General features: G+C 35.0%; 11 protein-coding genes. 1 reads left to right on the top strand and 10 read right to left on the bottom strand.

Features of this window, described 5'->3' with window-relative positions; genetic code table 11:
- Positions 1-401 precede the first annotated feature (401 nt).
- Positions 402-2366, bottom strand: a complete 1965-nt coding sequence (locus tag OM075_RS20825; protein ID WP_301192486.1) for an alpha-L-arabinofuranosidase family protein — start codon at positions 2364-2366, stop codon at positions 402-404.
- Positions 2367-2572: 206 nt separating this feature from the next.
- On the opposite strand from OM075_RS20825, the gene OM075_RS20830 reads away from it, so the two are divergent.
- On the top strand, positions 2573-2779 hold the full coding sequence (locus OM075_RS20830) for a hypothetical protein (protein WP_301192487.1): 207 nt from the start codon (positions 2573-2575) through the stop codon (positions 2777-2779).
- 446 nt (positions 2780-3225) lie between these two features.
- Here the strand turns inward: OM075_RS20830 and OM075_RS20835 are convergent, their stop codons facing one another.
- From OM075_RS20835 to OM075_RS20875, 9 genes are all read right to left on the bottom strand, one after another.
- Entirely contained in the window at positions 3226-5325 is a 2100-nt protein-coding gene (locus tag OM075_RS20835) for a beta-galactosidase (RefSeq protein ID WP_301192488.1), read from the bottom strand.
- A gap of 84 nt (positions 5326-5409) precedes the next feature.
- Complete coding sequence (locus tag OM075_RS20840; RefSeq protein ID WP_301192489.1) at positions 5410-7401, bottom strand: glycoside hydrolase family 127 protein; 1992 nt, start codon at positions 7399-7401, stop codon at positions 5410-5412.
- A gap of 64 nt (positions 7402-7465) precedes the next feature.
- Entirely contained in the window at positions 7466-10243 is a 2778-nt protein-coding gene (locus tag OM075_RS20845) for a DUF5695 domain-containing protein (protein WP_301192490.1), read from the bottom strand.
- 84 nt (positions 10244-10327) lie between these two features.
- Positions 10328-12331, bottom strand: coding sequence for a beta-L-arabinofuranosidase domain-containing protein (locus OM075_RS20850; protein ID WP_301192491.1), 2004 nt, complete (start codon positions 12329-12331; stop codon positions 10328-10330).
- Positions 12332-12731: 400 nt separating this feature from the next.
- Complete coding sequence (locus tag OM075_RS20855; RefSeq protein WP_301192492.1) at positions 12732-14351, bottom strand: RagB/SusD family nutrient uptake outer membrane protein; 1620 nt, start codon at positions 14349-14351, stop codon at positions 12732-12734.
- A 20-nt stretch (positions 14352-14371) separates the two neighbouring features.
- Positions 14372-17395 carry a SusC/RagA family TonB-linked outer membrane protein gene (locus OM075_RS20860; protein WP_301192493.1) on the bottom strand — a complete coding sequence of 1008 codons (3024 nt, stop codon included), beginning with the start codon at positions 17393-17395 and terminating at the stop codon, positions 14372-14374.
- A gap of 286 nt (positions 17396-17681) precedes the next feature.
- Entirely contained in the window at positions 17682-20540 is a 2859-nt protein-coding gene (locus tag OM075_RS20865) for an AraC family transcriptional regulator (RefSeq protein ID WP_301192494.1), read from the bottom strand.
- A 198-nt stretch (positions 20541-20738) separates the two neighbouring features.
- Positions 20739-24743 (bottom strand): two-component regulator propeller domain-containing protein, encoded by a 4005-nt coding sequence (locus OM075_RS20870; RefSeq protein WP_301192495.1) that lies wholly within the window; start codon positions 24741-24743, stop codon positions 20739-20741.
- A gap of 232 nt (positions 24744-24975) precedes the next feature.
- The coding region (locus tag OM075_RS20875; RefSeq protein ID WP_301192496.1) for a glycoside hydrolase domain-containing protein at positions 24976-25235 on the bottom strand (260 nt) is incomplete at its 5' end.

Consider the following 25235-nt stretch of genomic DNA (forward strand, 5'->3'; position numbering starts at 1 on the left):
AGGCTTTATCAAATTGTCTTCTTTCTTTTTTCATATCCTTGTAAATTTAATCATTACAAGCTTAACTCTGTGTCTTGGTAAAGATAGCAGTTCCATAATTGTCCAAATAAATCTCAGGCTGTAGGCCTGAAACTATTTATTTTAGTATCAGACTTACAGCCTGAATTAACAAGATGCTTAGATACTTGGGGCGATGCCCCAAGCTATAATGTGTGAGGCTTTCAGCCTCGTGTATAATTATACTTCGGGGACTCCTCCTAAATTAGGAGGAGAGTTGATTTACAGCACTTAAAAATTATAGACTTAATAAAAAAGTGATACGTCTGCAATATTTATCTAAAACAAAAAAGGTTGTCTCAAAATAAATCAAGACAACCTTTAAACACATCATTAATATAAATCTATTTTTGCTTCACTCGTATTACTGTTAAAGAATATGGATCTAAATCCAGTTTTAATCTACTCCCGGAAAGTTTAATTTCTTTGTTTACAGGAACAATATTATCCGGATTTTCAAGTGTGTTATAAACCTTTAAATCCGTTGTTCCAATCACAGTCATGGTGCCTTTTGATGCAAATTTCTTAGCTGAATTAAGTACAACAGAAGTACTTTTTGCTTCCTTATTATTATTCACTATTTTAATCACCACTTCCTTTGTATTGGCATCCCATACCGAAGATGCATACAAACCATCTTGTCCGGTTAAATCTTTACCATCTAACTGAATCGAAAGAAGGTCGGTTCCATTATTTACACCAAATAGTTGTTGCACATAGTAGTTAGGCGTAGACACCGAATTTAGGTTATCAAACCAAATTAAATCCGGACGCCATTGCCAACCTTCCACATGGGCAAAAAGTGGTGCGTAGGAACACATGTAAACCACATCGGCATTACGCTCCAAACCTGTCATAAATGCAGCTTCCGACAATGCACTTAACCAATTATTGTCATTACCCGGTCTATCGTGTGAAGCATATTCTACTGCAAAAATCTTATAACTACCTCTGTCGTAATCATCATACCTTGTGGCATTTTCAAAGAACCAATCCGGAGTTCGGTAATAATGTTCATCCACTAACGCGGCTTTATACTTGGTTAATTCTCCTTTGGCATATTTAAAAAACGGATCTTCAGGGAATGGTCCTGTAGTTGAAACAATACTGATCTCCGGATATTTTTCCATGATGGCCTTTTCAAAAAAGGCATAACGCTCAAAATACTGTGGTCCCCATTGCTCATTCCCCACTCCTATATATTTCATATTAAACGGCTTCGGATGTCCCATATCCGCTCTTAGTTTCCCCCACTCGGTATCTGTTGAACCATTGGCAAACTCTATTAAATCCAAAGCATCCTGTACATAAGGTTCTAACTGATCCAAAGGTACCACCTCTGCAGTATTAAACTGACAAGCCATACCGCAATTTAATATAGGAAGCGGCTCTGCTCCAATATCCTCCGACAGTAAAAAGTACTCGTAAAACCCAAGTCCAAACGATTGGAAATAATCAGGAGCGGAACGATGACTAAATTCTGTATTCCAACGATTCACCATTACTGTTCTGTCCTCAATCTTCCCTACTGTTTTCTTCCATTGGTAACGACGAGATAGGTCACGTCCTTCAACAATACAACCTCCCGGGAATCGGAAAAAACCAGGATTAAGATCGGCCAGCTTTTGCACCAGGTCAGCTCTTAAACCACCTTTTCGGTTTTTCCATGTATCATCAGGAAACAAAGAAACCATATCAAAACTTACCTTTCCATTTCCTTCAAAAAGTAACTTTAACCTGGCTTTTGGATCTGTTTTAGAACAAACGAAGCTTACTTCATACTTTTTCCATGCTTCACCTGCTATTTCTACAGCTGTTTCACCAATCACCTCACCAACAGAATCCAATAAAGAAACTTTTAAATCCACATCAGACTGTTTGGCCAATGAGGCTAATATTGAAAAATGATAAGTATTGTTTTCCTTAACTCCCATTCCCCTGAAACCTTCATTTACCAATGATAAGCTTGACTTATTATCATTAAGAATAACACTGGCATATCTTGGATTCTGAGGATTTTCAGTTCCTCTGTTGGTTATGATAAAGTGAAATGAATCGGGATTGGTTCTTTCAATATCCCATCCCATTTTAGGATCGAAGAATTCAAAAGAACGGTTTTTCACCAACTCGGCATACAAACCACCATCAGCAGCAAAGTTGATATCCTCAAAAAAGATTCCCCACATAGTGGGCTGTATTTTTGCTGTCGGTTTATCAACATCTACCTGAATAGATTGACTGTATATTTTAAGTGTTGTTGCCATAAAAAACAACATAACTCCTATGGTGAGTTTAAATTTGTAGTTCATACTGATTTATTTTATGGATTATAGATTTTGAAATTTAAATTTAGTAAAAAGAGGCTAGATTAAATTTTAAAATAGCCTCTTCCCCTAACTAACAAATGATAAACACTTGTTTCCCAACTATACAAACATTATAAACAATCTTTTATTTATCGGTCAATAATTGTCTTGTTGTAAATCAACCCTCCTACTTTAAAAGGAAGAATACGGTGAGGAACGAACCGTTAGGTGATTTAAAACTTGTATCGTTCATTTTTAAAATTAATGGAACAGTAATTTTAAAACCACCTCCCCTTCATTCTTCGGGTACTCCTCTAAAATTAGGAGGAGAGTTATTTACAGCACTATTAGTTTTTAATAAATCTTCGGGCTTCAGGCCTGAAACTTATTATTTATGTATCAGACTTACAGCCTGAATTAGCAAGATGCTTAAATACTTGGGGCGATGCCCCAAGCTATAATGTATGAGGCCTTCAGCCTCTTGTATAGTATATAATATATAGTACCAAACACCTACAGTTATAAGTAGTATTATGACGTAATGCCAATCAACTCTCCTCCTTCAAAAGGAGGAGTACGGTGAGGAACGAACCGGGAGGTGGTTGAAAACAAGTCTTCATTCATTATTTATTAATGGAATAGTAATTATAAACCACCTCCCCCTCATACTTCGGGTACTCCACCTAAATTAGGAGGAGAGTTGATTTACAGCACTATTAAACTTTATTATTTGCATAACAAAAAGAAAAAAAGAGGCCAGATAAAAAATATAACCAGCCTCTTTCACCTAACTAACAAATGTAACCTACCGTTATCATACCTTAACTAATACACCATAATTGCAAACAGACTATCGAACTGCTTACTTGTTTTCAATAATCAAAACGCCCCAGGGTTCCAATGTTAACTTTTCATTTTTTGCTACTTTATTTCCCGACAGAAGCTCTTTTCCATCCGTATATGGAAATGTAATTTCTTTTTCTTCTGATGAGTAGTTATAATAATAATGAATGGTATTACCCTCATCATTTGTTCCTGTTTTTGTAATTAAAGGCCAGTGCAATTCCTGATCCGGAGTTGTTAGGTTTAATTCCGTTAATGCATCCATCAATATCTTTTCCTGAATAGCATCAGAAACCATACAACCTTCATAAATCAATTTTCCTTTGCCATAGTTATTGGATGTGATGGCCGGATATTTACCAAAATATTTATGATCGTAATAGGCTAATGCTGTTGCTGTTTCCGGAATAATGTATTCACCCCATGTGTTTACCTTATTATCTTCGTCACTAACATTAAAGGGATTGTCTTTTAATGTCAACTCATCAAAATTGGTAAACTCCTGATAGTAAAATCCACAAGCCTCACGCAAAGGTCCTGGTGCAACAACAGGACGAACCATAGAGTTTTCATCGCTAAAGCCACTCTTAAACTGCATAATTACATGACCACCATTTTTTACATAGGCATTGATTTGATTTAAAACCTCATCACTTGCCACATATAAAGCAGGAATAATCACCAAATCATAATCGCTTAATTCAGACTTACCAGGAAAGATAAAATCAACACCCACATTGTTACGATACAATACATTATGAAACTGATCCACCAGATTATTTCTATAAAAACTACGGTTATCCGGTCCCCATGCATGACCATTTTTATCGAAAGGCATAAAGTTTAAAGCAGCATTAGAATCATGACTAAACAATATGGCTACTTTATTATCCTTCTTCAGGTTAACCAGTTTTTTTCCAATATTTTTAAGTTCATGAGCCGTTTTACTCATTTCGCCATACGCTCGGTTTGGCTTTAAGTCGTGCGAAAGAATACCTTTCCAGTATATTTCTTGTCCGTAATGAATAGAATGCCAGTGCCAGTACTCAACCATATTGGCACCAGAACCCAAATGCGCATAAACATTCTGACGTAACTGTCCTGGATAAGGAGGTGCCTGAATCCTTGAATTCCATCCCATGGTTTGGGCATTGGTTTCAGTAATTAAGTAATTGCGATTTTTTACAGAACGAAAATAGTCACCTGCAAAAGCGATCTCTTTTCCGGTTAATTTATCCTGCTGATCGTGATATACATTTACGCCCATTACGTCCATCAACTCCGAACTGGCATGCTGATCAACCAACTCAACCGAAGTCATATAACACTGCATAATAAACTGATCATCTCGCTTATATTCTTTTACTATTGATGATTGCCAAGTTAAAAATTCAGCCAGAGATTTTCTGTTAAAACGTTCCCATTCCAGTCTATATCCTGTATTTGTAATTCCATCACGAGGAGCCAGTTCTTCCCAGCCATCAATGGTCATTCCCCAGTAATTGAGCCCCCAGATTTTATTTAGTGTTTCAGGTGTTTTAAATTTCTTTTTAAGATAGTTTACAAAGCTTACCTGATAATTATCGTTATTTACACCTCGCGTTAATGTTTCGTTATCTACCTGATAACCTACAATACCCGGATGCTGAGCGTAATGCTCCATCATTTTACGAATAATACGCTCGCAGTAAAACAAATAAGTAGGATTAGTGATATCCATATTCTGACGGGTACCATAATAAGCTTTTCCTCCATTTTGATATTCAAGTAAAACTTCAGGATGCTTGTGCCATAACCATGCAGGAATAGAATAAGTTGGCGTTCCCAAAATTACTTTGATGCCAGCCTTATGCATCTTATCAATTACTCGATCCATCCAGGCAAACTCAAATTCTCCATCTCGGGGTTCAAACAAACTCCAGGTAGATTCTCCTACCCTCACAACATTTATTCCTGCCTCTGTCATCAATTTTATATCCTCATCCAGTCTTTCAGATGGCATATATTCATGATAGTAAGCTACTCCATAAAGGATATTATCAAACTTCTCAGGCTGTGCCTTCAATAATGTCCCCCCCAGCATAAAGGTCATTAATAGAAATAGTAAATTCTTCTTCATTAGATTAAATTGTTTTGGGATCAACATAAAAACAGCTTTTCCAAATACCACAGAGGATTATTTGGAAAAGCATTTATTTAGCAATTACTCTGCAACAGGCTTTACTGCACTTACATTTTGAGGTAACCATACCATCATATCACCACTACCCCGGTGTAACCACGAATAGTAAGGGATAAGCGTAAGCTCAACATTTTTGGTATCTAATAAACCGTCCTTATTGATAAATATGGATTGTCCTTTGGTTTTTAGTTCCTTAATCCCATTTAGTAACTCAGGATTGTCTACAACCTCAACCTGTGGGTTAGCAGGTATCAGCACACTTGAAATTTCAAAATCGTTATCAGGCCACTCAGCACAGTAAACAATTGGTCCTCTTTCAAATGAAATTCGGCCTTTGTCAGCCTCTACTTTTTCATTGGCAGTTATTACCCTTGGTTCCATGTTAAAATGAACTTCTACCTGATCTCCTTTTTCCCAGGTCCTGTCAATTACAAAGTAGCCTTTTTCTAACTTACTCTTAAAGCTTATACCATTCACTTTAACACTGTGGTTACTCAAAACATTATCTGTAAAAGAATAAAGATCGCCAGGTAGCACCTGATTTTGTGCCCATCCCGGAATTCGGATTCTTAAAGCCATATCCTTTTTACCTTTAGGATTTACTTCTATTTGCACATCTCCTTTCCAAGGATAACCCGTTGTTTGTTTGATGGTTACTTTTTTACCTTCAACATCTACTTCAGAGGTATTTCCCATGAACAGGTTCACATAAACACTGTTATCTTTTACAGCATAAACATAACCTGGTAGCGAAGGAATGAAACGACTTAAGTTAGAAGGACAACAAGCACATCCAAACCAAGGCTTACGCTCACATGCTCCCTGATTAAATTGATACTCACCATCAGATTCCAACGGATTAGGATAGAAAAATGTACCTCCATCCAATGCAACACCAGAAATTAATCCATTATATAAGGTTCGTTCCACAACATCGTAATATTTGGCATCTCCATGCAATAAAAACATACGGTGATTCCAATATACATTTCCAATAGCAGCACAAGTTTCGTTATAAGCGGTAAGGTTTGGTAATTCGTAGTTCTCACCGAATGCCTCACCTTCGTGTCTGGCACCAATACCACCAGTTATATAAAGTTTTTTAGAAACTACATTCTCCCATATCTTATCAATAGCTTTAATATATGCTGAATCACCTGTTAAGGCTGCCACATCGGCCATTCCTGAGTACATGTAAACGGCTCGTACAGCATGACCTACTGCCTCATCCTGTTCTATTACCGGCTTATGAGCCTGACTGTATTCATCGGTACGGCTTGTATATCCTCGTTCATCCAAAAAGAATTTAGCCAGATCAAGATATTTTTGCTCTCCGGTTAGAACATATAATTTAGCCAAAGCCATTTCTGCAATCTGGTGTCCCGGAACCTTAATCTGTTTTCCAGGAGCATCACCAATCTCACGATCCACGCAATCGGCATATTTAATGGCTATATCCAGGAAGTTTCTTTTTCCGGTAGCTTGATAGTGCGCGATAGCACCCTCTAACATATGACCCAAATTATAAAACTCATGACTTAACTCCTCCACTTTTTCCCATCTCTTGCTACCAGACCACTCATGTGGATGTTCCGGATTCATAGTACGTGAAGTATATAAATACCCATCTTCCTCCTGCGCTGCAGCAACAATAGTGAGTACACTGTCAATATATTTATCCAGTTTTTTATCCGGATAAGTTTGCATGGAATAACTTGCACCTTCAATGGTTTTATAAACATCGGTATCATCAAAAGATAAACCACCAACCTTATATTCGCTGCTCGGATTAGCTGCTTTTACAAAGTTCTCATATCTCCCGGTTTCTTCACATTTACTAAAAGCCAATGGAATGGTTTTTTCTCTGCTCGCCTTTAATCGTTGTCCCCAAAAACTATCCGTAATCTTAACCGAAGTAAATGGAACCGGCGTTATCGGATAACCCGAATCTTTCTTCTGCGCCTTTAGTGGTAGTATCGCAAAAAATAAAAATGTAATGATAATCTTGTTCATAACAAATGGTATTATTTTTATAACATGTTGAATTAACTACTTTGTATTAATTTTTAATCAGCTATTAAAACTGAATACTCACTTCCTGGTTATTTGCCTTTACAGGTATGTTTACCTCCCAACCTGTTTGGGTTTTATGTATTGAAAGTTCCTTTCCTACTGTAATAACTTTTTTAGGCATGTTCTTCTCTGAACGAATTTTAAGTAAGGTAGTATGATTTAAATTAACCTCACGATTTTCAAGTACAAACTTTAGCTTTTCCCCTTTGGATGATATGATAACAGGAACATCTTTTGCAAAACCATCCTGCTTTAATGCTAAATGATATCGATACTTACCTAATACGTAACTAAACTGCTGACGAACACCATCCTTAGGAATTACTTTTAATTCTGAACCGTCTTTTGTTAACGTTCCTCCATAGGCATGAAGTCCAAATACAGAATCCTGAACAACAATAGTCCGTGCAGTGTTAAATGCAGCCCCATATCCAAGGTCAATCTCTCCATCGTAATGCCATACACCTCTTTGCTCATTCTTTTGAAGCCATGTTTGTCCGCTTTTTGCACTCATAAATGCCCAACCTGTTGCGCCATCATTTTCTTTTCCGGGAAACCAGTAACCATAATCAGAATCTTTATTTCCGGTATTCATCAAAGACCACGAACTTAAATAGGAATTATAACCCAGCTCAAGCCAGTCGGTATTATTGCTGTAATACAAGCCATATTCCAATACAGACCAACCTCCCATCATTGACATATAGGACATTTCATGTGTATGTTTTGCTGAAGCACAATCGGCACCCGCCAGATAATATTTAGGCATAAGCCACCCTCGAACAGACAAGCCTGCATAATGCTGTTTATCCATAAATTCTTTAGCATCCTGTGTTGATACCTCAGGATGAGAATACCATATTATTTTATTCTTATCGTACCATAAATTTTGATCCGGCTTCATAGGATTTTCAACAGCATACTTTGCCAATGCAAAAGACGATTCGAATGCTGTACGATCGAAACTATGCTCAGACCGGAATGGATATTCATCATCGTAAATAAAGTACTTCGCCTTCTTTTCCCACTCACTACGCAAATAATCAGCATCTTTTTGTCGTTGATTTTTTTCAAGTGCTGTTATCACATCAAGGATAACTTTTTCGTTATAGATGCCCCACTTATAGGTATCAAACCACGACCATACTTCGTAAGGATAAGTGTAATAAGCTACAGCTGTTTGATAGGCTCTTTCCAAATAACCATCGGCATCCAGATCATGCATTAACTCTGGTGAACTCTGGGCTATTTCGTACATATGATAATAGAGCTTAATAATATGCGGATAGTCGTAGGCTCTCCAAATTTGCATGGCCCTGAAATCATTTGGAAAAATCATAGAATGCAGCAGCGAATCGCGCGATACATGCCAGTTTGGTACACCATAAACTGCATATGGATAAGGTTTTTCTTCATCAGAACGTTGTAATTTCCCCCACACAAAATTCTTTATATGATACTCTAACGAAGCAATCTCTGTTGAATCTGGATACACAGCATTTTTTGCTGCCACAAAAGGTGCCTTACCCAAAATAGGATCATCACAGGCTATAACATAAGCCCACCATCCATCAAATCCATCTGTATCTTCGGGCCCTCTTAGTTTTTTCTGCTTCATATCATAAACAGAGTACAAACCATCCCACCATTTACCAGGTTGCTTATGCTGTTGATGATTAACTATAAAAGCGCTGCGTTTTTTAATCAGTGTTTCTATTGGTTCAGTAGAAAAGAACTCAAGGATAGACTGCTCACTTCCATTGTAATACACACGAACCATATTTTCGCCCAAACGATCAAAGTCAATTTCAAAAAGATGAGCACCATTGGGTCCTTTTCCTATACTCCTGATTATGGTTTGGTTTGGATATTCAGCTTTTAATGAATCAATAGTACCATTTAAACGAATGGCTACTTTTACAGACAGATCCTGAGGAACGGTATAACCAGGAGCCGCTCTTACATCAAGCAAACCACTATTATAAACAGCACTTCGTAAATCTTCATATTTTGAAACCGATGTTAGTAGAAACTGATAGGTTATAGAACTTCCGTTTTTACCTGCCGGTGCTAATTTTTGTGTTGAATGTGGCAAGCGCCAGTTGCCTTCAATTTCGGGAGCTGTAGCCCCTGAGTGAATATATAAGTTGGATGTATGGTTTGAATAATCGAAAAACTCTAAAGGAGTATGTTCACCTGTTGTCATCAGATAAAACTCCCCTGTTCCTGCAGGTTTTGAAAAGGTTAAAAATGATGCGTTTAATGATATATTCTGTTTTTGAATAAATGTTTTTTCAAATATGTGCTTAGGCGTAGCTTTATCCTGATTTCTATCTGGTGAATTCCATTTTACAGGTACCACAACATCGCCTAATTCAATTTCTCTTTTGCTTGTGTTGGTTAACTCCACACGTAAATGCAAACCATCTTCTTTTAAAGTGTAGAATCTTTTCATACACAAGGCCATATCAAACAAGGAGTCGGTGTATAATACGGTTTGCTCATCTATTTTTGAAAAGCGTGTGGAATTAATGAAAAGATTAAACCAATCTTCATTATTTACCCTATATTTTACATGGATACTACCCCAGGCATCTCCTTCTGTAAATAAGTCCGCTGAATCAGATATGGCTTTAAATGAAGAAACGCCACGATAAGAAAACGCTACCTGATACTTATTGTTTTTTAAAGATGATAGCTGACCTTTTGATTGAATATTTGGAATAAATAAAAACCCTAAAATCAGAATGATATTATAAATTATTTTGTGCTGGTAAATCATTTGTGTCGTAGATTATTTTTCATTAAATCAACCGGACATTCAATATAACTATTGAATGATCCGATTGATTGTCATTCATAAATCCTAATTGATAGAAGAATCATATAACCAAATTCCGTATGAAAATGCATGTGCATGTTCATCTGGTTTTGGACCATCTTTACGGTACCATTGTCCAATATTGGCAAATGGTGTAAGAATTACATTTACTTCTTTTTTATCGTAGTAAGCTTTTGTTTCATAAACCGGTCCAAGTAATGATGCATCCGGTTTATGTATTTTAATAGGTTTTATGGAGGTATCCACTCTGATATCAGTGTTAAGATTCACTGTATCATTATTCAATTGCTCATTCCAAACCATATCTAATGCATATACAATCGGTCCGCGAACAAAGGCTGATGGCACTTTATCTGTTGGGTTTTCCTTATACATATGCTCACCTCCGGCTAAATAATACATCGAATATTCGCTATGATTTTTACGCATTACCCAATGCTCTTCCATAGGAAAAGTAAGTGCAATTACATCATCTTTTTTCCAGGTATTAGCCAGTTTTAAATAAGCTCCCGATTTTACCTGCTCAACTTCTTTTCCGTTAACCATTACCTGTGGATTGTTACACCATGCAGGAATTCTTAAAAACAAATCTTTTTGTACAGGTACTTCTGACCCAACTACGATATTAATGCTTTCAGATTCAGGATAAATTGTTTCAACCGAAAGTTTAAAATCTGCTCCTTCATAATCTGAGGCCAGATATTGGTTGATGTAAAAGTTTGAGCCCTTCTCTGCAAAAGCAAATGTTGGAATCAATGAAATAATACGATGTCCGCTGGCAGTACAGCAATCCGGACCGTGAAAATATCCTTCAGGTTTACTTCCATTGGGTGCAGTATGATATCTGCATGATCCATGCTCTGCATCCTGAGCAGCAAATACATGGTTAATCATCAATCGTTCAATGGCATCCGCATATTTAACTTCGCCTGTAATTTCAAGTAACATTTGAGTTAGTTGCATCCACGACATGGTAGCACAGGTTTCTACAATATTTCCGGATAAAGGTTTAACGTAGTCGTGCTCATAATGCTCAGCCACACTAACACCACCTGTAATATACATTTGTCTTTTGCTGATATCGTTCCATGCACCAATTACTTTTGTTAATAGAGATCTATCTCCGGTAACACGGTACAATCTTAAAAAGCCCATAAAGTTCATATGGAAAGTATGTGAATGTACATAAGGTTGTAGTTTATCCACACCAATATTTCCTGAAGCTACAGAATCTAATCTTGAAAAAGAATCCCATCCACTCCATTTATCAATATTACTTACAACCCACTGACTCCATTTTAAATATTTCTCTTTTCCTGTTAGTTCGTATAATCTGGTTACAGGATCGGCAAGTAAGGTTCCTTCCCAAGAATAGTGTACACTATGACCTGCAAATTGAGATGTACCGGATAATTTTTTATTCACATTTTCTGGTGGACGTAGATCTGATGGCCAAAACTCTTGTTTACCAGGACCAAAATTCATTAAGAAATAATCCGCTAATTTCTCCACAGCCACTAAAGCCTTTTCATTACCAGTTTCTTCATACACAGTAATAAAGGCATGAAACACAAAATACAGTTCGTAAGGGTCCATACCTCTTACAGGTCTTTCCTGTGAGCGATAATCCTTTGCAGTAGCACCTACGTAACCGTCATCCTCCTGGGAATCAATGATTCTGTCTAAAACAGTTTGTGCTTTTTTTAATAATTCTTCATCATCACTTTGAATGGCTGATAAATAGGCTGACTCAACCCATTTTCCATGTTGCTCCGCTTGCGTCCAATTCCAATCGGTATGCTCTCTTTTAACAATAAAATCAACATATTTATCAATCGGGAAATTCTTGATGTAATTATTTCGGTTTACATCTATCCTGTGACCAAAAAATCCGGTAATATGTTTTACTGACGAAATAGGTACAGGTTTTTCTGTTAATTCAATCTGATCCACACCTTTCTTAGCACCGGGAGAACAGGCTACCAGATATACCAACAACATTATTATACTTACACTTTTAAACTTCATATCAATAGATTTTATATACTCCAATCGCTTTAATAATTTCCTGCTACACAGTAATGAGTTTTTTAATTGTATTTGTGCAATTACGGTTTAGTTAATCCCTGAATATGTATTAAAGTATTAGCTACGAGTAAAAACATAGAGTGAACAAAACACTTGACTTTACCATTACTTCAAAAACATTTAAACTTATAAATCATACTCTCGTTAGAGCTACAATAAAAAAGATAGATGTTGAATTATTTTTATCTGCTCATTCAAGGTGTTTTATACTCCTAACCTACTTTAAATACATAATCATCAGGGTGGAAGAAAAATAATTGTATATGTATTTCAACCATTTTATCAGCAGATCTGATGGTTGAAACAGACCTGCCAATGTTTTAATTTCTATTTCATGTTTTTAATAATTTGGGTTTTGATCCAATAATGGATTTGAAGTGATTACACTTTCAGGAATAGGAAATACACTTCTGTAATCACCATTAGGTTCATGAGATAACCAGCTTTTGGATGTAAACACTCCAAAACGAATCATATTTCTTCTGGTATAACCTTCCCATGCAAATTCCCAGTTCCATTCATCAAACATACGTCCGAATTCAACTGCAGACTGATCACCAGGGCTTGAAATCACATAGTCTTCAACCAATCCCCATTGAAATGCTGAGTTTTCTTTTAATTGATCATCTGTAACTATTGCGAGTTCCGGATTATCTTTAAAAGCTCTGTTTCTGACTTCAGTAACCAATGCACCAGCACCAGCCTGACCTGTTCTTAATAAACATTCAGCTTTCATCAATAAAACTTCTGCATATCGGAAAAGAGGAATATCACTGTCGGCACTCCATTGCGAACCCACTGCAATTTCGTATTTACCCATTCTGTAACCTTCCATCTCATTGGTATATTTACCATCTGGTAAGTCTTTGCTAAACACAAGTGGTTCACCGGCCTTGTCATAAATTCCATATAACATATTACCCTCTGAATCATATTGCTGACCCATTAACCATGAGTCCTGTAAACGAATATCTCCTGCCTGGTAAGTATCAATAAATTGAGTAACACCTTTAGGACCTCCGGCTGCATTAGGAGGATAAACAGTTTCGTATTTCTTTTGTAACTCTGAGTGCCATGAGTTCATAAAAAGGAAGTTACCAACAATACCTCTGTCATAATCGTAAGGAATTGTAAACAATACCTCTTTTGAAGTCTCTGATCCTTCTATTTTAAATGGATCTTTATAATCAGGCGACAATTCACATTTACCACTATTAATAATATCGTTACATTCCTGAATACACTCATTCCATTTAGCCACACCGGTATAAACTTCGGCATTTATATAAATATTCGCCAATAGTGTTTTAGCAGCCCATTTGTTGAATCTACCGTATAATTCAGCACCCTGAACTTCACTTAAATCAGGAATTACTTCTGTTAATTCATCCACAATAAAATTATAGATCTCCTGACGTGTACTCTTTTCCGGCAATTCCTGTGAAGTAGTGATCACAAGGGGTGCATCGCCAAAATTATCGCAAATCATCCAATAGTAATAAGCTCTTAAGGCTCTTAATTCAGCAATTGCATCCAATCTTTCTTCTTCAGATGGAGCTGGAATAATATTGTTTTCTAAACGACTAATTGCACTGTTACATAAAATAGCACCTCTGTAACTTTTATCCCATAACTGGCCAATTTGCATCGCTTCTGAGTTCCAGGTGTGGAACATTAACTTTTTATAAACACCACCGTCATCCCATCCTGTTACATTGGCTGGTAAAGCAATACAGCACCCTGTAAGCTCCTGAGTTTGCCAGCGCCCAAAGACATCGTTTTCGTACATTGGAGCATAAGCACCCACTATATTTGGAGCAAAATCATTAGCTGTGTAATTATATGTTTTTTCTGTTATGGTTGAATAAACAATTTCATCCAGACTATTATCACATCCGGTAAACAAAATCACCGATAGCAATAAGATATATATGTTTTTAAAATTTTTATAATTTTTCATCTCATCGTAATTTATGTTGATTAGAAGTTCAAATTAACACCAAGTGTGTAAGTTCTGGCCGAAGGGTAGCGATATCTATCATCGGTACCAGGTGTTAAGCCTTGAACATTTACCTCAGGATCAATACCTGAATACTTAGTAAACACAGCTAAATTTGAAACACTACAATAAACTCTTAAACCTTTAATCCACTCTACTTTTTTAAGTTTTGGAGAGAAACCTATAGTTACATTATCAATTTTCCAATAATCACCATCTTGTACATAGTGACTTACGTATTGAAGCTCCTGATCATCTGCTAATGGTCTTTTTCCGTAAACATTATCGTAAGCTTTTTCCATAATATTACCCTGACCCAAATTCACAGGTACAGCATAATTCATTTCAGCCATGTTAAGAATCTGGAATCCAAATGCACCTCTCATGGTTACACCCAAATCAAATTGTTTATAGCTTACTGAGTTATTCCAGTTTACATAAGCTTTTGGCAGACCATTACCTAATACCTTTTTATCTGTTGGTTGCTGATCTACAATTGGTTTTGGATTACCATCTTCACCTTCAATAATCCAATGTCCGTCAGCATCAATATCAATTGACTTGTATCCATAGAAATTACCAATTGGTTCGCCTTCCTGAATACGGTGTGTTGGTTGCTGAATTGGAGCTAAAGTATTACCTGCATCCGCATAACCACTAGATTTGTATTTTCCACTTGATAAAGCAATTAACTCACTACGGTTTGAAGAGAAATTAATATTAGAGTTCCAGATTAAATCTTGAGTAGAAACAGGAACCAGGTTCAATGCAACTTCAATACCCTCGTTTCGGATAGAACCTGCATTAGCAGTAATATTTGAATATAAGTAAGGAGGTACAGGAACTGTATAACCCCAAATCAAATCTTTAGTATCCCTTTTGTATACATCAATGCTACCTGAAATTCTGTCTTCAAGGAAACCGAAATCAAGTCCAATATTTGTTTCTTCTTTCTTTTCCCATCTTAAATCCGGGTTAGGATTGGTTCCCGGACGAAGTAAATTCACCCATTCTCCTCCATAATATCCATATCCTCCTAAATTCAATTGATTCAATGATAAATAAGGACTACCAGGCTCAGTACCTGTAACACCAAATCCTGCTCTTAATTTTAATGAAGTAAGCACGCCTACACCATTAAGAAAAGACTCATCTTTAAGATTCCAACCTACGGTTACAGCAGGGAATGTTCCCCATTTATGATCATCACCAAACTTAGAAGATCCTTCGTATCTTACACTTGCTGATACATAATATTTACTTTTAAAGTTATAGTTCACTCTTCCGAAATAACCTACCAACTTATTTTCATTTTGAACAGTTGATTGTCCGGCAGAACCATCTTTTAAAGCAGCTCCTAAGCCCATGTTATTGTACGAGTAATCATCACTTGGAAAATCATAATTATCCATAAATGCAGACTGATAATTATTATTCGTCCAGCTATATCCACCTAACACAGAAAAACTATGATTCTCATTGATTAATTTTTTGTAATGAGCTGTAAGTTCCATCAAGTCATTCTGGCTACGATTTGTTGTTCTTGAAGCATAACCATTTTTCCCCATGATTACATTTGACCTGTGCTGTTTGGTTTCGTAGTATCCACTAAAGTGATAGTAAGTTTCTCTTGATGCCAGGTATTTGATATCCAAACCTTCGATCGGACTAAAAGTAACAGCCGAATACATTCTTAAATTAGTGATCTTGTTTTCACCTTTAGTTTCATTTAAAAGAGCCAGTGGATTTTCATACATTTCGCGAGCACTCTCTGTCCAGTTGCCATTTTCATCTGTAATTGGAGTGGTAGGATTATAAATCAGTGCATTTTGATAAACCCCATTGTTGTAAGGAATACCATAATTACGATGGTAACCACTTACACTTGCATCAATCTTTAATTTATCATCAAACATACGATGTATCACATTCAATCGAGGAAAGATCATATCTACTTTTGAACGTTTTACAATACCTTCATTTGAAGTATAATCAAAACTGGCAATGTAACTTGTTTTACTTGATCCACCTTTCAAATTTACACTATACGTTTGACTGAATGGTGTTTGTAAAATTTCATCAACCCAATCAATGTCAGCTCCCTGATCCATTGCTCCCGGTTTTCCTGATGCTACTTTTTCGCGATATTGCGCCGTAGTCATCATTGGCAGTTTTTTAATGATCTTTTGGGTAGAGATATAAGAATTCACCTCAATAGAAGGCTCAATTTCTCCTTTGTTCTTTTTAGTTGTAATTAATATAACTCCATTGGTACCTCTGGTTCCGTAAATCGCTGCTGCAGAACCATCTTTAAGTACATCAATTTGCTCAATATCGTTTGGAGAAACAGAATTTATAGCACCAGGAATTCCATCAATAAGAATAAGAGGACCGCTACCAGAACTTAATGTAGTAACACCTCTTAATGAAATTTGTGATGTTGATAAAGGATTTGCATCAGGTGTAATTACAGAAACTCCGGCAATTTGTCCTCTAACAAGCTGTGCTGCATCGGGAGTAGGAACTTTAACAAAATCTTTTGCTTTAACACTTGCAATTGAGCTTGTTACATCTTCCCTGCGCTGAATACCATAACCAACTGCAACAACTTCATCCAATCCGATAAACTCACTCTCTAAAACCACATTGATTTCCGTATTATTTTCAACGTTCACTTCCTGCGATTTCATTCCTACAAACGAAAACACCAAAACAGATCCTTGTGGTACATTACTTAAGGTATAATTACCATCTATATCTGATATTGTTCCTATACTTGAATCTTTAACCAAAATAGTAACTCCCGGAATAGATGAACCTGATTGATCAGTCACATTTCCGGTAACCGTGATCTTTTTCTCCTCCTGAATGGATGTTGAAGTATTGTTTGAAGCATATACTGTAGCTGAAGTATATGATAAGATACTTATTACAAGTAGTAATTTTAATGTCAGCTTTTGTAAACTACAATAATGTAATTTGTGACAGTAAGGATTTTTTTTCATAATTCTTTGATTTTAGTCACATGATTATAATTGAAATATTCACTATCAGCTTTTGCTTTTTTCCGGAATAACAATGAATAAATCTGATCTTAACAATGCTTTAAAAGTCGATTTCTGACTTTCTCTAATATCAAAGGAAATGAATAATATCTGTTTTCTATTTTGGTTACAAATCAATAGATTGGGGTATCTTGATCAGGGCATATTTGCTTAAAAACCCCCATAGTTTTGAACAAAAACACACCAATTTTATCGATTTTAAGGAAGTTAATTCTGAATAAAAAAGTTATTCATTTTCACATTGTGTTTTCTGATATTCACTTGGTGAAATACCATAGATACTTTTGAATGATTCGGTGAAGTTCTTATAATCATTATAACCTAAAGAGATCATTACATCGGAAACTTTTACAGTTTTGTTTTTTAACATCTGACAGGCATGATGCATTTTTATCTTTTTTATAAACTGAAAAGAGGTATCTCCGGTAATCAATTTTATTTTGCGCGATAAGGTAGATCGGGACATGTTCATATCTGATGCCAGTGCCTCTACATTAAATTTTGAATCGCCTAAATTTTCGACTACAATATTGGTTGCTTTTTCGATCAACATCTTGTCATACTCCTCAAATTCAGGAGTGGCTGCATTCTTACTGTTTTCAATATAGTGATGCATTTTAACCATTTCTGCACTGTCGGCCCATTTTTCACTGCTTCGTAATTCAATACGTTTGTGATTTATATAAATAATATAGCCTAACAAACTAGCTATTAATATAAAGTACAATACGAAAGCCCACCATGATTCATACCATGCTGGTAATCGTAATATATGTAACGACGTGATTTTTTTACTCCATAAGCCGTTTTTATCGGTTGCTTTAACCCTGAAAATATAATCGCCCTTGGCCAACTGGTTATAAAACGCAGCATTTTTACCTTCTTCTGTATAAACCCAATTATCATCAACACCTTCCAATTGATAAGCATATCTCACCTGATCCAGATTATGAAAATCAAGAGATGAGAACTCAATTTCTAAATTGCGATCGGCAGGATTAAGGTATAATATACTATCTGAGATCTTTTGTATTTCAGGATGGTCCCAAATACTTGTGCCCATGATTTTAATATCACTGATATGTGTTTCTATCGATTCAGGAATTCCTTCAAGGCGTTGAGTTGGTGGAATTGAGATAATTCCGGATATTCCACCAAAATAGATATTTTCAGTACCATCAAAATAGGTTGAGCCTGGCAATAAACGAGTTAATAAAAAATCCGGGTTATTGGTACTATATCTTCTGAATGCTCCATTCCGAGGGTTATATTCCTTAACGGACTGATTGGTAGTAATCCAAACATGATTTAACTGATCTACAATAATACTATTAATAATATCACCGTTTAGCCCACATCGTTTACTGTAATCATCCAGTTTTTGGGTAGCCGGATTAAACAATAACACTTCTCCTTTTCCTGTTCCAATCCATAATTGTCCATCGCTGGTGGCATCGGCACAAACAAAGTCTTTTTCAAATTCGAATAATGTAGTTTCAAGATCAGCATCAATGGCACAAATACCCTTATTATTTAACAGAATCCATATTCTGCCATCACCTGTTTGAATAATATCCCTGACATCTCCTATACCCTCTACAACAAGCTGAATTTCATCTTCTTTAATATTATAAAAAAATACACTGGTAGTTGTTCCTATCCATAAATGATCCTTATTATCCTCGTATAGAGCAGATATAAAACCCGGATCCTGAGCCAATGTGTCAAAATAAAGATGTTGTTGAAGTTCCATCTCCATATTGTTTCTCTTCAACCCAATTACTTCTGTGTTATATAATGTGGTCCAGATTTGATTGGAACGATGAGAACCCTTGATAAGCGTAGCATCCCATAAGGATAGATTTTGCACAGCATTAAATTCGCTAAAATGCTTCAATATTCCATTTTTAGCATCATACAAACAAAGTCCATAACGATCTTGTGATAACCAAAAAATCCCCTCATCTTCATATAATGATACAATGGCAGGGTTCGCATTAATCCTTTCTTTCAGCCCGGTCAGCGGGTATTTTTTTATAAAATCATTATGAATATCAATAATAAAGCTCTTCTCATCGAAGGAGGACACCCACATTTTGCCGAAACGATCTTTAAAAATCTCATACAGCATTCTATTCGATGTACCCAGAAAAGGAGAGGTATCTACCTGCTCTAAAGTTCCGTTTTCTGTAATCTGAAAAGCAAAAATATTTTTAGTTGTGGTTACCCAAAGATATTCCAATACATCATCACGTACCATGTGAAAAAGCTGTGCCACAGGCTCTCCCTTAAAATCAACAGGAAGTGGTTGTGCGATATATTGCTCTTCTGGATATTTTGCTTCAGGATTAAAACGAACAATTCCTTTACCCCATGTTCCCAACCAGTAACACTGATGTGTTTCATCCCAGATAATGCGCTCTATATCTGTAAACTCACTATCCGTAAAATATGGTTCAAACGAATCTGAAGATTTATCCAGTTTATACATTCCACATCCGGTAAGCGAGATTAAAATCTCATCGTTGATATCTTCATACACAAAAAACACGCTTCTTGGTTCGCCCTTGATATTAAGATCGTACTGTTTGAGAATATCTCCATTTGAGTTTAATCTGAATAGCGTCCCTGCCACATTCACCCAAATTGTTCCGTCGCTGGTTACATTAATAGAAAAGATCCATCTATCCGAATCGTCACCAAGACTAATCGCTTTTAATTGGTATGTTTCCTTATCTAATGTGTAAGCTCCTTTAAATGTACCGAACCAAATTTTATTATCATGATCTTCGTTGATATAGGTAATATAATTGTCCTTTAAAAGGTTAGGATTATAAAAATCAGATCGTAAGGTTTTAATACTATAGCCATCATATCTGCATAATCCGTTAAAAGTACCATACCACATATACCCTTCACTATCCTGAAAAATACGATGAATGGCATTAACAGGTAATTTTTCCTGAGAAGGAATATCCCGGATTGAAATATTTTGTGCGCTTAAATGAAAATGGAAAAAAGAAAATACAATAATGATTTTTAAACAGAATTGCAGAGAAGTGTGTGTAGTTTTTTTCAGCGTCATTACCTCAAAGGAAAAATCTCAATTTATTGAATAGAATTAACAGCGATATCAAGATGTAAAATAACACATCCTTTTATAAATGTCAAAACTAATAAATATAAGATAAATCGCTAATGGAATAATAGTGACTGTTTAGAATTATACTTTTTATTAAAATAACTACTTAAAGGAAATCTATCTGAATTAGCATTTTACCGCTCATGAGTTCTTGTCATTAAAATGATTAATGGCATTCTGTCTGTACTTTTTAGGAGTTGTTCCATATATTTTTGCAAAATTCTTAAAAAAGGTAGCTCTGCTACCAACCCCGCACTTATCCATTATTTCTTCTATTGTTAAATTGGTTGTTAACAATAGTGTATCCACATACTTATACCTGTATTCTTTGATAAATTCTGCAGGTTTTTTATCTGTTATGTCCTCCAATTTACGATAAATCATTCGGGTTGTAATTCCCATAATTTCAGAAATATCATTAATAGCCAGAGATGGTTTACTGATATTTTCCTCAATGACCTTTAAAAAAGAGTCGAAAAATTCTTTATCCTCATTACTTACATAATTACCATTTTCGATTACGTAATTGCTCACTACTGAAGAATAAAAGTTTTTCAGATTGGCTTTATTTTCAAGTAACCTGCCAACCACACTCTTTATATACTCTATACTAAAAGGTTTTGAAATATACGCATCAGCGCCAGAACTAATACCTTCTGTTTTATCTTCATGTGTGTACTTGGCAGATAAAATAACAATAGGTATATGTATCAGGTTTTTATCTGCTCTTATTTCCTTAATTAAGGAGATTCCATTTATACCCGGCATCATCAAATCTGTAATAATAAGATCAATATGATGTATTTTGGTGTATTCAATAGCCACCTGTGCATGATCAAAAGCAACTACATTATAAATATCAACAAAAATATTACTGATAAAAGATAACAATTGCGGATCATCGTCAACGATTACCACAACTGGTAATTTTTGCTTGTCTGTCGTTTCTCCTGAAGGTTTAATTTCAAATGTTTGTTCCTCAACTTCCGGAATCATTTCATTGGAACTGGTAACCGGTTGCAGTTTAATAGTAAAATGAGTCCAATGATTGGGAGTACTTTCTACTTCAATGGTTGCATTAATAAGGGCCACCAGATGCTTGCATACTGATAATCCCATCCCATGACTTTCGAAAATACCATCTTCGTTCTTTTTACTTGGATCAGAAGAAGCTTCAAATATGGTATCTAATTTATCATGAGGAATTCCCTTTCCTGTATTGGAAATGGTAATATTTACATCATCTCCTTGTTTAAACATATGTACTTTAACTTCACCACTATTATTTACATATTTGAAAGCATTGGAAATTAAGTTAGTTAAAATCCTTTCGATGAAATTGACATTGGTATTCCAGGTGATGTTTTCCTGTAAATCTATCTGATAATCTACATGTTTATATTGAGATATCTGTAAAAACAAATTCGCATTATTACTAAGTAATTCAAACAAATCAATCGCTTCAAATTGTATTTTTTGATTTTTCAACTCTAGTTTACGGGTATCAATTATTTCGCGAACCAGATTATGCAGTTTCTCTGCATTGTTTTTTATTAAAGCAGCATCTTGCCTAATCTGATCGTTAGAATCTGTATTGCTAATGATGTTTTCGCATGGTCCCAAAATTAATGTTAATGGCGTAAAAAAGTCGTGTGTAATTTCAGTAAACAACTGCATTTTAGCTTCATACATTTCATCTTTCACATTTTCTTCAAGCATCACTTTTACCAATTTGTTTTTCAATTGATAAATCTTTTGAAGATATCTGAAGATAAACGCAATTATACCTACGCAAAAAATAAAGTACAGCAAAAAAGCCATTTTACTTTTATACCATGGTGGCACTATGGTAATATTAAAGGATTTAATGCTACTAAAAGAGTCCGTCATCAAATCCTTATATTTTAATTTTAATACATAATTACCCGGAGGAATATGTGAAAATGAAACTAAATTTGAGGTCCTGTTGTTAATCCAACTGTCATTTAATCCCTCTAGCTTATAATAATACAAGTAACTGTTGCTCTTCAGATAATCGATTACAGATAATTTAAAAGAAAAGAAATTCTGAGTATAAGTTAGGTTAATGACATTATTCTGCTGATACAACTTTATAAACTCGTGTATATTTTGTTCTTCGCCATTTATTCTAAGCTCTGAAACATTTATTTCGGGTTGATAATTCATGATTTCGTATCTATTATTCGATTTGATAGATACAAAACCATTGATTCCTCCAAATAATATATATTCATCGGATAAATTTAAATAACATGCGCCATCACTGTATTCGATAATATCAGACATTTCATTCTGATTGTAAGCATGAGAAATTTCGCGTTCCGGATCGAACTTGATGATACCTTTATTGGAACTTAGCCAAATGTTATTATCGTATTCATCAATAATGGAATGAATGGTATTATTGGGTAAACCATGACTTTGATTGTAAACTTGGGTTTGTAAACCATTGTATTTTACTAAACCACCTCCTGTTCCCAGCCAGTAATTGCCTTTTTCATCCGATTTAATTGAATAAACATCTTTGTTAATTTCTTTATTCAGGTTTATATTGCTTAGTTCTTCGCTATTTAAATTTAAGCTAAATGCCCCTTCCCCTCTGTTACCAAACAACAATGTTGAATCATTCTTTTTACACAGACTGAAAAAGTAATTTGAAGAAACCTTACCATTATTTACTTTGATGTTTTTAATGTCTTTTATGTTAGGCTGGTTATTGCTATAATCGAGGTTTACTTTTATAATTCCATTACCCACTGATGCCAACCATAACGTACTATCATTCACTTGATAGATATCGAAAACATAAGAAATTGACGGAAATAAATGATCATTATTAAGATTCTTAATTTCACCTGTGTAAGAGTAATAACTGATTCCTTTATCATGTCCGAACCACAGCAAATTTCTGGAACCTTTTTTTATCACATAAACACTATTATTGGGAAGGTTACTATTGCTTATGTTGTAATTTTTAGTTTTACTGTGACTCAGCACTGTGTTGGGGCTATAATCTTCTATTTTATATATCCCGTCACCTTTGGTACCAATCCATAAATTCTTGAATTCATCCACAAATAGTGCCCGGATTGGTTTTGTAATTTGAACAGGAAATTTATCAAACGTAAAACTATTGAACAAAAATTCATTGTTATAACATGTAAATAGTCCCTGACCATCTGTTGCAATCCAAAAATTATCCTGATCACGATTTACCAACATAGTAAAAACACCTGAATATATATCAAGCTCATGAAGTTCAAATTTATTTTCACCTTGAGGAATCAGTTGTATTACCCCATGTGTTTTAAAGCCTATTAAGTAATTGTTATGATATTTAATAATGGAAGATATTTCTCCTTTTATATCTAATTCTTTTTGTAGGTTTGTAATTAAATTCTTTTGATCTGAAGCAAGGTCCACCTCATAAAAATCATAATCAGCATCCACAAAAAACATATGATTCGCCTGATTATCCGATGCTATAACTCGGCTAGCGTACTCGGATTCATGAATCAATTTAATTTCAAGCTCATCGGTTTCTTTAATATAAACCAATTGATATTTTTTTACACCATTTTCACGTACCTGCCAAAGCACGTTTTTTTGATCAATAAATGCGTTTAACAGTTTGAAGGAGGATTGATCTGAAATTTCAATTTTCTGAAAATTGTTTGTGGCAGAAGTGTAGTAATATAAATAGTTGTCCTTTAAAATACAAAGTTTGTTATTGTATTTCAAATAAATGTTTTTCTCTTTAAACTCCGGATAAACATCTGTGGTACCTTCATATTTATTTAGTCGGACTAATGCATGATTCGTTTGTATCCACAGAATTCCCTTCTCTGTTTCTATAATATTTTCAATAATTCGTCCTGCAAAATGATTATCTGAAGTGTATGGGTTTAATATTTTAACTTCACTGCCATCGTATATATTTACGCCTTCGCAAGTACCTATCCATAGATAACCATCTGAATCCTGACAAATTGAAGTAACTGCACTATTGGATAGTCCCTGATTTCTGGAAATATTTTTAAGATTATAGCTAAAGCAACTTATATTACCTATAGTTTGAACAAATAAAATAATTGATAATAACTTAAAAGCATATCTCCCTGTCATACCGAAACCTCTTACATTATTAAATTTCTTATTATTCAATATTCTTATTACAAATACAATCAAACAGTTAAGTTCTATATTTAAAATGAAACATACCCCTGATTATATTTTAGGGAAGTTCCATTGGGTAAATGAAAATGTTGTACGCAACAGCTATAAGTGAAATACAACATTTTCATAGCTACCCGATAAAATTATTCAATAATATTGAATATTAATTCTACAAATATCTTTATTTAGTTGAAATCACTAATTCATTTCCCTGTTTTAATTGCTCATGCGTAATAAAATAACCATCGATAGTTTTACCACCATAAGTAATTTGTGTGATCTCTTCACCTTCACCAATTCTTTTAATTCTGAAAGATGTATCATCCAAACTAAATTCTATATTTTGAAATTTAGGAACAGTAATAATATATTCAGGATCGGCTGGTGAATAGGTGTATAAACCAATGGCATTTAACACATACCATGATGACATTTCTCCTG

The organism is Plebeiibacterium sediminum (assembly GCF_026013605.1).
Lineage (GTDB): Bacteria > Bacteroidota > Bacteroidia > Bacteroidales > Marinilabiliaceae > Saccharicrinis > Saccharicrinis sediminus.